13 protein-coding genes and 1 pseudogene are annotated in these 14,206 nt (G+C 60.0%); 4 read left to right on the forward strand and 10 right to left on the reverse strand.

Translation table 11 applies throughout. The features are described 5' to 3' along the window. Positions 1 to 167: 167 nt before the first annotated feature. The 6 genes from LG385_RS04945 to LG385_RS04970 all read right to left on the reverse strand — a co-directional run bounded on the left by LG385_RS04945 (position 168) and on the right by LG385_RS04970 (position 5,411). Positions 168 to 596 carry a cupin domain-containing protein gene (locus LG385_RS04945; RefSeq protein ID WP_225772859.1) on the reverse strand — a complete coding sequence of 143 codons (429 nt, stop codon included), beginning with the start codon at positions 594 to 596 and terminating at the stop codon, positions 168 to 170. A gap of 114 nt (positions 597 to 710) precedes the next feature. Beyond that, the gene (locus LG385_RS04950) at positions 711 to 1,706 is read right to left on the reverse strand and encodes an aldo/keto reductase (RefSeq protein ID WP_225772862.1); all 996 of its coding nucleotides are present in this window, start codon (positions 1,704 to 1,706) and stop codon (positions 711 to 713) included. Between the two features lie 31 nt (positions 1,707 to 1,737). After that, positions 1,738 to 2,472, reverse strand: a complete 735-nt coding sequence (locus tag LG385_RS04955) for an SDR family oxidoreductase (protein ID WP_225772864.1) — start codon at positions 2,470 to 2,472, stop codon at positions 1,738 to 1,740. Between the two features lie 26 nt (positions 2,473 to 2,498). Beyond that, positions 2,499 to 3,083 carry a flavodoxin gene (locus tag LG385_RS04960; RefSeq protein ID WP_225772866.1) on the reverse strand — a complete coding sequence of 195 codons (585 nt, stop codon included), beginning with the start codon at positions 3,081 to 3,083 and terminating at the stop codon, positions 2,499 to 2,501. Between the two features lie 4 nt (positions 3,084 to 3,087). Then, on the reverse strand, positions 3,088 to 3,924 hold the full coding sequence (locus tag LG385_RS04965; RefSeq protein WP_225772867.1) for an oxidoreductase: 837 nt from the start codon (positions 3,922 to 3,924) through the stop codon (positions 3,088 to 3,090). 53 nt (positions 3,925 to 3,977) lie between these two features. Then, positions 3,978 to 5,411, reverse strand: coding sequence for an MFS transporter (locus LG385_RS04970; protein WP_225772869.1), 1,434 nt, complete (start codon positions 5,409 to 5,411; stop codon positions 3,978 to 3,980). 133 nt (positions 5,412 to 5,544) lie between these two features. Between LG385_RS04970 and LG385_RS04975 the strand changes: the two genes are divergently transcribed. Beyond that, positions 5,545 to 6,438 (forward strand): LysR family transcriptional regulator, encoded by an 894-nt coding sequence (locus LG385_RS04975; RefSeq protein ID WP_225772871.1) that lies wholly within the window; start codon positions 5,545 to 5,547, stop codon positions 6,436 to 6,438. Here the strand turns inward: LG385_RS04975 and LG385_RS04980 are convergent. The 4 genes from LG385_RS04980 to LG385_RS04995 form a co-directional block, all read right to left on the reverse strand. After that, a complete protein-coding gene (locus tag LG385_RS04980) occupies positions 6,426 to 6,908 on the reverse strand; it encodes a cupin domain-containing protein (RefSeq protein ID WP_413247355.1) in 483 nt (160 codons plus the stop codon). The two genes, LG385_RS04975 and LG385_RS04980, sit on opposite strands and share 13 nt — an antisense overlap. A 26-nt stretch (positions 6,909 to 6,934) precedes the next feature. Then, positions 6,935 to 7,345, reverse strand: a complete 411-nt coding sequence (locus LG385_RS04985) for a carboxymuconolactone decarboxylase family protein (RefSeq protein WP_225772875.1) — start codon at positions 7,343 to 7,345, stop codon at positions 6,935 to 6,937. A 68-nt stretch (positions 7,346 to 7,413) separates the two neighbouring features. Next, complete coding sequence (locus tag LG385_RS04990; protein ID WP_225772877.1) at positions 7,414 to 8,436, reverse strand: alpha/beta hydrolase; 1,023 nt, start codon at positions 8,434 to 8,436, stop codon at positions 7,414 to 7,416. A 107-nt stretch (positions 8,437 to 8,543) separates the two neighbouring features. After that, positions 8,544 to 9,617, reverse strand: coding sequence for an alpha/beta hydrolase (locus tag LG385_RS04995; protein ID WP_263974672.1), 1,074 nt, complete (start codon positions 9,615 to 9,617; stop codon positions 8,544 to 8,546). A 531-nt stretch (positions 9,618 to 10,148) separates the two neighbouring features. Here LG385_RS04995 and LG385_RS05000 point away from each other — a divergent pair. The 3 genes and pseudogenes from LG385_RS05000 to LG385_RS05010 form a co-directional block, all read left to right on the forward strand. Further along, positions 10,149 to 10,523 (forward strand): annotated as a pseudogene (locus LG385_RS05000) (DoxX family protein); the annotation flags it as partial. Between the two features lie 194 nt (positions 10,524 to 10,717). Next, positions 10,718 to 11,653 (forward strand): carbamate kinase, encoded by a 936-nt coding sequence (locus tag LG385_RS05005; protein ID WP_181112721.1) that lies wholly within the window; start codon positions 10,718 to 10,720, stop codon positions 11,651 to 11,653. Between the two features lie 35 nt (positions 11,654 to 11,688). Next, positions 11,689 to 14,070: a phosphoketolase gene (locus LG385_RS05010; RefSeq protein WP_181112719.1), complete on the forward strand. Its 2,382-nt coding sequence runs from the start codon at positions 11,689 to 11,691 to the stop codon at positions 14,068 to 14,070. Positions 14,071 to 14,206 lie beyond the last annotated feature (136 nt).

The raw sequence follows: 14,206 nt of genomic DNA on the forward strand, positions 1-14,206 counted from the left end.
AGGTGCACGGAGCAAGGAGTGTTAGATCGCAGGTGAAGGTGCTTAGGCAATGAACCTGTTGATACCCTATGTCCCTTAAGCGAATGGTTCACTGGCTGCGATAGAGGAAGCGCATCCGCACCAGGTGCGCCTCCTGTACGCCTCAAAGCACAGCAGCGGACGTCGCTTCAGTCGGTGACGAGCACGCCCTGGAGATACTGCTCGTCTGTTACGGGTTCCATCCACTCCACATTTTTGCCGTCGAGCGTTTCAGCAATCGCCATGTGTGACATGGCCGTGGTTTGCGCCGCGCCATGCCAGTGGCGTTTGCCGCAGCCGCAGGACACGATATCGCCCGCACGAATTTCCGTACGTGGCCCGCCTTCACATTGGGTCCAACCCACGCCTGTGAGGACAATCAGGGCCTGCCCCAGGGGATGGGTATGCCAGTGAGTGCGGGCACCTGGCTCGAAGGTCACAATCCCACCGCCGGCACGCGCGGGTTCTGGCAGCTGGAACAGGTTGTCGATGCGCACCGCTCCGGTGAACCAGGCGTCCGAACCTTTGATAGAGGGTTTGCTGCCGCTGCGGATAATGGTCTGGCCTGTCTGACTCATGAACGGATCCTGAGACTTCGCGCTGGCCATGAAGGCCGGGCGCATATTGAACTAACGAAATAGGCATACGTGCATGAAGAGGCGCACATCTGCCTGCAGATAACACCCGCGTGGCTACAGCCCCGTCATTTTCATCGCCGCCTCGGGCAGCCGATCACCTATCACCGGCACCTTGGCCGCTTCGACATTGATCTCGTCGAGTTCCGTAGAGCTGATGTCCAGCGTGACGCCCCCAAGGTTTTCTTCCAGGCGGTGCAGCTTGGTGGTGCCAGGGATCGGCACGATCCAGGGCCGCTGTGCCAGCAGCCAGGCCAGCGCCACCTGCGCCGGGGTGGCGCCCTTGCGCTCGGCTACCGTCTTCACGGTGTCTACCAAGGCCATGTTGGCCCTGCGCGCTTCGACGGAAAAACGCGGTACCGCGTTGCGGAAATCACCTTCCGGGAAGGTGGTGGTCTCATCAATCTTGCCAGTCAAAAAGCCCGCGCCCAACGGGCTGAACGGCACGAAACCGATGCCCAGCTCCTCGAGTACCGGCAGCAACTCGGCTTCCGGCCCACGCCAGAACAGCGAGTACTCACTCTGCACGGCGGCTAGCGGTTGCACCGCATGGGCGCGGCGGATCGTCTGCACACCTGCTTCGGAGAGCCCCCAGTGACGGACCTTACCCGCTGCGATCAGCTCCCCCACGGCACCAGCCACCTCTTCGATCGGGACGTTGGGGTCCACCCGGTGCTGGTACAGCAAATCGATGTGGCTGGTGCGTAGCCGCTTGAGCATGGCATCGACCACTGCCTTGATGTGCTCAGGGCGGCTGTTGACCCCGCCACGGCGTTCGCCGGTGGCCTGATCGATGTCAAAGCCGAACTTGGTGGCGATCACCACTTGGTCGCGGATCGGTTCGAGCGCCTCGCCCAGCAGCCGCTCGTTCTCGAGGGGCCCATACGCTTCGGCCGTGTCGAACAAGGTGATTCCGCGCTCGTAAGCCTCACGCACCAGCTTGACCATCTGGCCTCGGTCCGTTGCTTCACCATACACGCCGGTCATGCCCATGCAGCCCAGGCCCAGCGCGGAGACACTCAGGCCGGAGCGGCCGAGGGTTCGCATTTTCATCTTGGTATCCTCTTGTGAATGACGCCCCGATTCAGGGGGCGGTTTGCTTGACTGGGCGCACCAGCATTTCCTGGACGAGTACGCGGGGGTGCTGAGCGAAGGCGTAGACCAGCGCCTGCGCGATATCCTCGGGTGTAAGGGCCTCCAAGCTCTCGCGGCGTTCACGCAGCGCCTCGGGAGAGACGTTGTGACCAAACTCGGTCCAGACTGCCCCGGGCTCGATGACTGTCACGCGGATGCCATCGGCACCGACTTCCTTGCGCAGCGTCTCGTGGAAACCCACCACCGCGTATTTCGTCGCACAGTAGACCGACCACCCCTCGACCCCGTAGCGACCGCCTGTGCTGGAGACCGAGGCGATCATTGCTCCCGGCCGGCCACGCATCAGGGGAAGCGCCGCATAGGTGCAATCAAACAGGCCCAACACATTCGTTTCGACCATCGTGCGCCAGTCGCTGGGTTTGCTTTCCACGAACGGACCGAACACGCCCAGGCCCGCATTGTTGAACAAAAGGTCCAGCCCGCCGAAGCGCGCCTTCACTTCAGCGAACAAGGCTTGTACCTGTGCCGGATCGGTCACATCGCAGCCCACTGCCATTGCACCGTTCCCCAACTCAGTGGCAAGGCCTTCGATCGCTTCGCGACGACGTGCCGCCAGTACGACATGAACGCCTTCGCTGGCGAGTAGCCGGGCCGCGGCCTCGCCAATCCCGCTTGAGGCACCGGTCACGACTGCAACCTTGCCGGTCAAGTCTTGCATCTTCATATGGGTTGTCTCCAAGGGTGGATGGGTCAGGCGTCGTCCATGGTTTCAAGCCAGCCACGGACCTGGTTGAGCGTGCGCCGCTCCTGGTCGGCTTCCATCACGAAAGGCTCTTCCACCTGTGCGCCTGGTGCATGGCTTCTGAGCACCTCCATGGCGTTTCCGATGCCGTAGCCCCCATGGGTAATGAAGGGCCGGACCGTCTTGCCAGTGAGGTCGTGCATCCGCAGGAACGATCGGATCGGCGGGGGTGCGGTTTCGCCCCAGATAGGGAAACCCAGGAAGATGGTCTGCACCTGGACAATGTCCGCGAAGCGCTCGACCAGTGGCGGTTCGGTTCCAGCGTCACGCTCGCGCCGGGCTTGCTCGACCGTTGCTTCGTAATCCGCAGGATAGGCCCGCGCCGTACGGATCTGGAACAGCGCGCCACCCAGCGTCCGGTGCAGCGTGCCGGCGATAACCTGGGTGTTGCCCGAGCGGGTCATGTAGGCGACCAGGACTGTGCGCTGTTCGGGGGCCGCTTCATCTGCAGCGGCGCGCGCCAGCGTTGCGCCGAGCGGTGCGAGCAGGGCACCGGCCAGCACTGTGCGCCGGCCAATACTGTTCGACGCCATGGCCTTAGTGCTCCTTGGGAAAATCGGTGCTGGCGCTGATGGCCTCCCACGCGGCGATTTCTTCGAGCTGACGGTTCAACTCTTTTGACACGATGCTGACCGCGTCACTGCCTAGCAGCAGGCGCCGAGGCAGTTCAGGGTTGGCCAGGGTATTCACGATCAAGCGGGCGGCGCGCTCAGGGTCACCAGGTTGGGTACCATGGGTGCGGTCGTTGGCCTGGCGACGCGGGCCGACCGTCTCTGCATAATCCTCGATCTCGGTTTTGGCACCGGTCAGCGAGCGCCCGGCGAAATCGGTGCGGAAGGCGCCTGGTTCGATTACCAACACGCGGATACCGAGTGGCTCTGCTTCGAGCTTGAGGGTGAGCGTTATTCCCTCCAGGGCCATCTTAGCAGCCGAGTAATAGCCCGAACCTGGGTTCCAGAACTGGGCCCCGATCGATGAGAAGTTGACGATCGTGCCCGACCGCCGCTCGCGCATGACCGGCAGGACTGCTTTCATCAGCGCAACCGGGCCGAACACATGCGTGGCAAAAAGGTCAGCCACATCCTGCTCGTCACCTTCCTCGACAGCGGCGCGGTAGCCATAGCCCGCATTATTGACCAGCACATCGATGGGGCCGAAATGCTCCTCGGCCTTGGCGACCGCCTGGGTAATGGATGCCTGCTCCGTCAGATCGAGCGCCAAGGCGAGCGCGCGCTCGGGATAGGCCTCTTCGAACGCTTTTACCTTATCGGCGCTGCGCGCGGTGACGATGGCGTTGAAACCTGCCTTAAGCACACAGTGGGCAATGGCGTGGCCGAGGCCCGACGAACAGCCGGTGATAAACCAAGTGGTCATGGTAGGTCTCCTTCAACAGATTAAGGTGTGCAAACACCCTTGTCAGGCATCAATCAGCTGGCATCCGGTGCAGCCACCGACGCCGATGCTTGTTTTGCCAATGGACGGACGATCATCGTGAGCACCACCACCAGCGCCAATACCAACATGACTGTCCCTGCTGCGAACGCCGCATGGATGCGAGCTACCGTCAGCGCCTGGCCGGTTAACCCGGCGGTTGCCATCCCGGCAACCGCAACCAGGACGCTCAGCCCCACCGAGCTGCCCAGTTGATGGGCGACATTGACCGCGCCGGAGGCAGCACCGGCATCTTGATGTGCAACGCCGGTTACTCCTGCCGAGGTCAGCGGGCTCAGCGTTAGCCCCTGGCTGACGCCGATCAACAGCATCGGCAGGGCCACCGCTGTAACGTAAGACGAGCCCGTGCCCGCAAAGCTGAGCCACGCCATACCGACGATACCGATCATGATCCCCATGACCATCAGGCGATTGGCGCTGAAGTGTCTGACCAGGCGCGGTACCGCAACTGCGAAAGGAACATGCAGCATGGTTGCCGGGATGAAGGCCAGACCACTGATCGCAGGCCCATAGCCTTTGACGTTTTGCAGATAAAGCGTCGTGAAAAAGAAAAAGTCAACCATGGCGCCTAGATACAGAACGCGAGCCGCATAGGCGCCGGAGCGGATGCTGCTGGAAAACAGGTGAAGCGGCAGAATGGGCTGGGCAGCCTGGCGCTCAATCATCACGAACAACAAAAGGAGAATGAAACCACCCGCTAGCGCGCCGAGGGTCACTGAATTACCCCACCCACTTTGGGCCGAATGGATAAAGCCAAACACGAGGCCACCGATCCCGACCGTTGAAGTGATCGCGCCGCTAAGGTCAAACCGGCCTGAATGCTTTGCAGTCTCGGGAATGTATCGGTAGGCCGTCAGGACCAACCCAACACCTACCGGCAAGTTGACGTAGAAGCCGGCGCGCCATGAGACCCACTCTGCCAGAACGCCCCCCAGCACCAGGCCTACCGTCGCTGACGCGCCGGCGGCAGCGGCGTAATAGGAGACTGCGCGTGTCCGCTCATGCCCCTCGGCGAAGTTCATCTGCAGGAGGGCAAGGGTCGACGGCGCAAGCACGGCGGCGCCAATGCCTTGGATAGCCCGCCACGCCAGCATCCAGGTGGCTGACTGCGAAGCACCGATTGCCAGCGAGGCGAAGGTAAAGATGCCAAGGCCGATTACGAACATCCGGCGACGGCCGAAGATGTCGCCCGCGCGTGCACCCAAGAGCATAAAACCGCCAAACGTCAGCGTGTATGCGCTTTGGACCCAAGCCAAGTTGGTTTCGCTGAACCCCAGCTGCTGGTGGATCTTTGGCAGGCCGGTTAGCACGACCGAAATATCCAGCACGATCATGACGTAGCTAATTAAGATGATGGCCAACACAGCGCCTTTATTGGGCGCTTGTGCCGAGCTCGGATGCAGACTCATTTGAATTCCCAAATATCAGGCTGGCAAGTGCATCGAAGCACGCAGCACGGAAAAGCTTCAGAGCACTATAGGCCTGACGTTGGAATGCGATAAGGTGGCCTAATCGACATGCCTCTATAAGCTGGTCTAATCAATGGCGAGTGAAAACTACAACGAGTTGGCCGCTTTCGTCATGGTCGCCAGAGAGCGCAGTTTTACCCGCGCCGCCGCGCAGATGGGCATCTCCCAATCGGCGCTCAGCCAGACGATCAGAGGGCTCGAAGCCCGGCTTGGGCTAAGGTTGCTGACCCGGACAACCCGTAGCGTGGCCCCAACCGAAGCCGGGCGGCGCCTGTTCGATACGGTGGCGCCGCGCTTTGACGAAATTGCCCAGGAACTCTCCTCGCTCAGTCAACTGCGGGACAAACCGTCTGGAACCCTGCGCATCAATGCTGGCGAACATCCGGCTGTCTCGGTGCTTCAGCCAGCGCTGCGCAGCTTTCTTCCGGACAATCCTGAAGTGAATGTCGAGATCATTGTTGACTACGGGCTGACCGATATCGTCGCCGAGGGCTATGACGCCGGGGTTCGCATGGGGAATCAGGTGGCCAAGGACATGATCGCCATGCGAATCGGCCCGGACCTTCGCATGGCTGTGGTTGGCGCGCCGCATTACTTTGCACAGCGCCCGGTTCCACAGGCTCCTCAGGACCTGACCGCACACAACTGCATCGGCATCCGCTTGCCTACCTATGGCGGGGTTCCGCCCTGGGATTTGAGCAAGGACGGGCACGAGGTCAACGTGCGCGTCGAAGGGCAGCTGGTCTTCAACAACATCAGCCTGCGCCTCAATTCGGCGCTGGACGGATTGGGGCTCGCCTACCTTCCCGAAGACCAGGTAATGCCGCACATCAAGGCTGGACGATTGGTGCGAGTGTTGGACGATTGGTGTGAGCCGTTCCCCGGCTATTACCTCTATTACCCAAGCCGTCGTCACACGTCACCGGCGTTCTCACTTCTTTTGGAGACTTTGCGTTACCGGGGATGAGCACTGACTGCCTGCACGTATTGCGCTTCACTGACCGCTTCCATCCAGGTGACGGAGCTGTCGTTGAGTTTCTCGGAGAGCGCCACGTGGGTCATGGACTTGTGTGGCGCCGCGCCGTGCCAGTGTTTGACGTAAGGCGGTATCCACACAACGTCACCCGGCCCGATTGCTTGTGCAGGCTGCCCCCATGGTTGTACGAACCCCTGTCCTTGCGTCACGATTAGCGTCTGCCCCAGGGGGTGCGAATGCCAAGCCGTGTGAGCGCCTGGCTCGAACACGACCGTGGCGCCCCCTATACGCGCCGGCCCTTCGCTTTGAAAGCGACCGGTCACCTGGACAGTGCCCGTGAAGTTTTGCGCCGGCCCGCGACTTGCGGGTCCGGTGCCACTCTGGATGAGTGCGATCGATTGCAGGTTGGGCTCTGCTGCGTCTGCGACGATCGCTATTAGCACAGAAGCCAGTCCCACCATCACGACCGTCTTGTTCACTGGCCACCTCATTTGGGATGAAAGACTTCACGCGCCACACCAACGGCGCTGATTGCGTTCGGCCAACCGGCGTAAAAGGCGAGTTGCGTAATGACCTCGACCAGCTCCTGCTCTGTCACCCCGTTGCGCCTCGCCAGTTCCATGTGCGAGCGAAGCTGCTCGGGCCGATTCAGTGCGATCAGTGCCGCAACGGTAATTAGGCTGCGGTCACGCTTCGCAAGCCCTGGACGCTCCCATACATCGCCGAACAGCACGTTATCCGTGAGTTCAGCGAGTTTGGGATCAACGTCTCCCATCAACTGCTGTGCGCGGGAGGGCTCCCGATCGTCCTTACCAACTTCTGCCTGCACGTCAGCCATAACCCCACCGGCCAGCATCAGGCTTGCAGTAACAATCAGATTTCGGGAGATCAGCTTCAATGCGGCGTCCTCAATGAGTCCCGGGCGCCGGGCTTAACCCAGAGCGCCGGATGTCTTGATTCGTGTGATCAGCCAAGGGTCCGAGAGAAGAAGGGCGTCAGCTTGCCGAGCGCGATTTCGACATATTCAGGCACCCAATACGTCTCGATATGACGGGCACCATCGATCTTGAAAAACTCCTTGTCCGAAGTCCCGGTCGCCTTCGGAAAAGCATCCTCCGTCATGTACAGCGTGTCGGCTTTGCTCCCCGCCATCATCAGCAAGGGGACATTGATCAGTTCGATCTCGTCGGTTGCGTCCCAGCGCATCAGATCCATCAGGCTGCTCATGGTGTATTTGAAGGTCGAGCCGGGATGGGCATTGGTCCGCCAGTAGTAGTTATAGCCTTGGCGATACAGGTCGAACGGCAAGGCCGCAATCTGTGCGTCGGTCAGGTTGGCATCGCCGGCATAGAGGATTTCACCCCCGGTGGCCTCTTGTGCGCGAGCGGCTGAAGCCTGCTGCAGGCGTTGCTGGATCGTTGCCTTTTGCGAGTCCTGGAAGCCATTGCGACGGACGCGGCCGGAATTGAACATGCTCAATGTCGCGACCGACCTGAAGCGTTTGTCGGTCTTGGCGGCAGCCAAAGAATAACCGCCCCCGCCGCAGATACCGAACAGCCCAAGGCGCGCGGGGTCCACCCCGGGATAGCGGGAAATGAAGTCCGCGGCACCGTGGATGTCCTCGATGCGGAATGTTGGCTTGTCCACGCTACGGGGTTGACCGCCACTACCACCCTGATAGGCCGCGTCCATTGAAATCGTGATAAAGCCACGCTCGGCCAAATGCTGGGCGTAAAGGCCCGCTGTCTGCTCCTTGACCCCACCGTTAGGGTGGGCAACAACGATAGCCGGGTAGCGCTTGGTTGGGTCGTAACCTGCTGGGGTGTAAACATTGGCTACGATGTCCAGGCCATTTAGCTTGTAGCTGACCGGGTGAATATTGACCTTGCCAGGCTCGTTGCGGGTCAGCGCACCGTCATAGACGAGCGTAAAGGGGTTGTTGCGGTAATCAAGCGTGGGGGCAACAGGTTCAGAGGCTGCTTGGCTCATTGAGGGCACTCCTATCAATGCGGAGGTAAGGACAATGGCGGAGGCCCCGAGAAACTCACGCCTACTCGGATTAAAACTGGAGTCGGTCATTCTGGGCAGATCCTGGGTCAATCAAGCTTCTTTTCAGAGAGGTATTGCGAAATTTGGTCAGCAACCTGCAGGTTGTTCAAATCGGACATGATGAAATGGGTATTCCCGTGAATGCCGATGTCAGGCAGATGGACTAGGCGGGCATCTCCGCCATGCCGGTTGACGGCCGCGACCCACAATTTCGCCATGGCGAGTCGAACACGCCAGTTGTCCTTCCCGCGTTCCGGCGTCGGCTCCGTCGGGATGTTGTCCCCGTAGTAGATGACAATCGGGATGCGGGTAAGCTTGGCGAAATCGGTGTCTGAAACAGGGACGGGCTTGAGTGTTCCGGCCGCACTGGGCATTTCGGCAGGGAGGTCAGTCTGCGGGAATACAAAGCCGCTTCCAGGCTCGAAGGCGACAATGGCTTTCACATTCGGACTTTCTATCGCCGTCAGCCAGCCAGGCTCGCCCCCTTGCGAATGGGTGAACAGTATCGCGGGCCCGGTCTTCTCCAGCAGCGCCGTCATAGCGCTTGAAATCACTTTGGCGTCGTACGGGCCGGTATTAGGCGTAAACGAGCGGAAAAATTGATTCAGCGCTTCAGGGCTGTGATCGAATTGCACGCCTTCAAAAAATTGGGGCCACACGCCTAGGCGGAACTGGTCGAAAAACAGCTGATCGTTAGGTACGGGCTCGATCGTCATCGCCACGCTGCTGTTGCCCGCTCGCCCGCGCCGCGGCTGATCGACGATGTAGGTGGAGAAATGTCGACGCAGGAAAATCGTCTGGAAGCCCTCGCGGCCGTCGGGCGTTGTTTCCCAGCTCCGCCCTGAGACGAACGCGCCATGGAGCATCACTATCGGTAGGCGTCGGGGATCCGCTGGCACTTGATAGGAGGCATAGAGATGATCGCCATGAAGGCTTTGTCCCCGTGCAGTCGGTGCGTTGTTGACGAAATCACCCGGAGAGGTCGAGATACTCCCGCCGGCTGCAAAACTGCCTTGCTTGAGGACCGTGAGCGGCTCAGCCTTTGAAGGCCCCGCATAGCTGAACGAGATCGCAAGAGCGGCGAAAACCGCAAGAACCGGAACCATCCTTTGCCGCGACATGGCGTGCCCTCCTAAATAGCTTAGGCACATTAACGCCATTTCACTCTTCCGATTAGCTACCTCTGGAAGCATGAAGTTATTAGCCATACTTATCAGTGGTAACGCGTCGGCTGTTCATTACTAAGGAATATTACTGGGCAGGTAGTCGCATGCGCGTGATTAATCTTGCATCTTGCTCTTAGGCTAGGGGCCCGAAGTGGTAAGCGTCCTGAAGACAAATTAGCGGCAATCGGCGGGCTTGCGCCCCCCGCTGTTTCCGCCTCAGCCACAGATTTGAAGGCCACCTAGTTCTTGGGGCGATTAGGGAAGGCCAGCTATGAGTCCTTAGCTTCCTGTCACCAAACTCATAGAATCTGCTCACAGCTCTCAGGACTGACCAGGCTTAGATTTAACATATCACCCGATCTCACTATCCACCCCGCTTCGAACCCGCGTACTGTCTGCAGGTACCGAAGCCGCGAACGAGCCCCTCCACATATGGAGAAGATCGCTGGATCAGCATAGAACACCCTCACGACCGGCACGCTTTCCGCCTCGGCTGCGCTAACAGGCCGTGTTCTGTTGAGTGTCAGTTTTCTGCCCTCTGGCATCAGTAAGCTCAGCGCGCCGGCTGGCATGATCGGCTACATCGAATCGGTCGGCCTGCCATTCCCCACGCTGCCATTGGCGATTGCCATTTTGGTTGAAGCGGTCGGTAGCATCGCCCTGATCCTGGGATATTGCACACGTCTGGTAGCAGCCGGGCTTGCCGTCTTCAGCGTGGCCACCGCGCTCGCGTTCCACAATTAGCTGAGCGACCAGAACCAGTTCATCAACTTCTTCAAGAACCCGGCCATGGCGGGCGGGTTGCTGCAGGTCGCCGCCTTCGGCGCCGGGCGTTTCAGCCTGGATGCGCGTCGCGCCTAGTACCCTGAATTCCGTCCAATGCCTGACGCTGACTCCCTTGCTAGCGCACCAAGTCGCGGTGAAGGATGAAAGCGATTCGCGTAGCCCAGTAAGCATCGAAAGCTTTTCTGATCTGGATTAAGTTCGCCTCTAGGTTGAACGCTAAAGTCCTTGAGCCTTCACGGGTCTCCGTGGGCCATACAAGGAAAGCGATGATGCGAATTCTGATCGCCCTTGGTGGGAATGCGCTGCTTCGGCGAGGGCAGCCCATCAGCCTTCCTGCCCAACAAGCCAATGTTCAGCAGGCAATGGCGCGCATCGCTACCATCGTTGCCGACCATGAGCTCGTGATCACCTATGGTAACGGCCCGCAGATTGGACTCCTGGCGACCCAAACCGAAGGCATCGATGGCTTGGATGGTTACAGCCTTGACCTGCTCGGCGCCCTGACCGATGGCATGCTTGGCTACCTTATCGAGCAGGCGCTAGGTAATGAACTCAAGGCCACTCGGCCGTGCGCCACGTTACTCACCCGAGTGCTGGTGGAGAGTGGCGATCCGGCGTTTCAGCAGCCTGACAAGCCTATCGGCGCGGTGTACTCGCTACCTGAAGCGCAGCGCTTGGCGACAGTGAAGCACTGGGTTATCGCGCCGGATGGCAATGGCTACCGACGCGTGGTCGCCAGCCCGACACCCACCGAAATCCCTGAACTGCGCCCCATACGCTGGCTATTGAGCGAAGGCTGCATAGTGATATGCGCCGGTGGTGGGGGTATCCCGGTAATACGCGACCTCGAAGGGCGACTCAGCGGCGTGCAGGCCGTCGTGGACAAGGACCGCTGCTCCGCCTTGCTGGCTTCGCAACTGGACGCTGACCTGCTGATTTTAGCCACCGATGTGAGCAACGTTTATACCGACTGGGGTACACCCAGCGCGGTGGCCATCGGCCCTATCCACCCGCAGCGGCTGGAGCGGTTGCCGTTCGCCGCCGGATCCATGGCGCCGAAGGTTCAAGCCGCGTGCCAATTCGCCCGGTGCGGTAAAACCGCCGTTATTGGCTCGATTTCGGAAATCGAACAGCTGGTCTCGGGTTGCGCGGGTACACGTGTGAGCCTCGCTGCACAAGCGGATGCAGGCAGCCTCGATCGATAGAAACCTGCGTATGCCTACCCACAGGAGCACCCGCCATGAGTGATGTGTTGAGCTTGGACCTGTTGACCAAAATGGACGCCTATTGGCGCGCTGCAAATTATCTTTCGGTCGGGCAAATCTACCTGCAAGACAACCCTTTGTTGGATGAGCCGCTGAGCCTTGCTCACGTCAAGCCGCGCTTGCTCGGGCATTGGGGTACCACGCCGGGCTTGAATCTGCTGTATGTGCACCTCAATAGACTGATCAAGGCGCATGGCCTGAACATGATCCAGGTGGTAGGTCCCGGCCATGGCGGGCCAGGCCTGGTAGCCAATGCTTATCTGGAAGGTAGCTATAGCGAGCGCTACCCAGCCATCGAGCAGAACCGGCACGGTTTATACCGCTTGTTCAGGCAGTTCTCCTGGCCCTACGGCATTCCTAGCCATGTTGGCCCACAAACACCGGGCTCCATCCATGAGGGCGGTGAGTTGGGCTATTCCCTCGCCCACGCTTATGGCGCTGCGCTGGACAATCCGGACCTCCTTGTGACGTGTGTCATCGGTGACGGTGAGGCGGAAACTGCCGCGCTGGCAACCAGCTGGCACTCTAACAAGTTCCTGAATCCGGTGAGCGATGGCGCGGTCTTGCCTATCCTCCATCTTAATGGCTACAAAATCGCAAATCCTAGCCTACTGAGCCGTATCAGCCATGAGGAACTGGGCCATCTGATGCGTGGCTATGGTTACGAGCCGCACTTTGTCTCGGGGAGCGATCCCGCATTGGTTCATCGGCAACTGGCATCGACCCTGGACGCGATATTGTTGCGGATCAAGGATATTCAGGATCGGGCGCGGTCCTGCGCGGACAAGCAGCCTGACCGGCCCAGATGGCCGATGCTGGTACTGACCACCCCGAAGGGCTGGACAGGCCCTGCGGTGGTTGATGGACTGCAGGTGGAAGGGACTTGGCGGGCCCATCAGGTGCCCTTGTCTCGCCTTGATGAACCTGAGCACTTGGCGCAATTGGAGCGATGGTTGCTGAGCTACCGGCCCAAGGAGCTGTTTGACCACAACGGTCGGCTATGGCCGGAATTGGCGGAGCTTGCTCCAACCGGCCATCACCGTATGAGCGCAAATCCCTGTGCCAATGGCGGCACGTTGCTCAAGCCGCTGGCAATGCCAAGCCTTCATACGCATGCGCTCACTGTCAGACACCCTGGCGAAGCTCGTGATCAGGCCACCGTGAGGCTAGGCCGCTTTCTGGCTGAGGTGATGGTCCTGAACGAGGGAGATAGTAATTTCCGGTTGTTTGGCCCTGACGAAACGGCTTCCAACCGGCTCGACGCCGTGTTTGAAGTGACGGACAAACAGTGGATGGGCTCGATACAGGAGCAGGATATACATCTGTATCCAGAAGGGCGGGTGATGGAAGTGCTCAGCGAGCACTTGTGCCAAGGCTGGCTGGAGGGGTACCTGCTGACAGGGCGGCATGGCTTATTTGCCTGCTACGAGGCCTTTATTCCTATTGTCGATTCCATGGTCAACCAGCACGCCAAGTGGCTGAAGGGCTGTAATGAAGTGCCTTGGCGCGTGCCTGTGGCTTCGCTCAATTACCTGCTCACGTCTCATTTGTGGCGACAGGACCACAATGGTTTCTCCCACCAGGACCCCGGCTTTCTTGATCATGTCGCCAGCAAGAAAGCGGACGTGGCTCGGCTTTACCTGCCGCCGGATGCCAATTGCTTGTTGGCTGTCGCCTCCCATTGCCTGCGTAGCCGCAACATGATCAATGTCATAGTCGCAGGCAAGCAGCCGGAGTGGCAGTGGTTAGGCATGGATGCGGCGGTCATGCATTGCATGGCAGGGGCCAGCGTGTGGGAGTGGGCAAGCAATGGGCACCTGGAACCTGATGTGGTGATGGCGTGTGCCGGCGACGTACCCACATTGGAAACCTTGGCCGCCGTGACGCTCCTACGCCAGCAGGCGCCCGGCTTGCGGATCCGGGTCGTCAATGTAGTGGACCTGATGGTGCTTCAGGGCCGCCATGAACATCCTCACGGATTGGACGATGCCGCATTTGAGTCGCTGTTCACGCGACATCAACCCGTTATCTTTGCTTTTCACGGTTATCCCACGTTGGTGCATCGGCTGATTCACCGCAGGCCTAATGCTCAGAACTTCCATGTCCATGGCTACCAGGAGGAAGGTACCACAACGACTCCGTTCGACATGGCCGTGCTCAACGAGCTGGACCGCTTCCGGCTAGCGCTCGATGCCATCGAGCGGGTGTACGCCACCGGAGTAACTGTGGAGCAGGCTCGAGACTGGTACTGGGCTGCCCTGCAGCGTCACTCCCACTACATAGCCGAGCACGGCTGCGACATGCCCGAAATCGAAGGCTGGCGCTGGACAGCGAGGGACACTCGAGGTCAGCCATGAAGTCTAGTGAAGTACCCAACGCAGCGAGTGGCGGCGAGGAGGCGTATTGGTCTGTACCCATCGAAACTTTGTGGCGGACCTTCCAGAGTTCAGCCGATGGGCTGAGTTCTGAAGAGGCGGCTGCCCGCCAGGCAGG

The sequence above is a fragment of the Pseudomonas sp. Marseille-Q5115 genome (genome assembly GCF_916618905.1).
GTDB classification, from domain to species: Bacteria; Pseudomonadota; Gammaproteobacteria; order Pseudomonadales; family Pseudomonadaceae; genus Aquipseudomonas; species Aquipseudomonas japonica_A.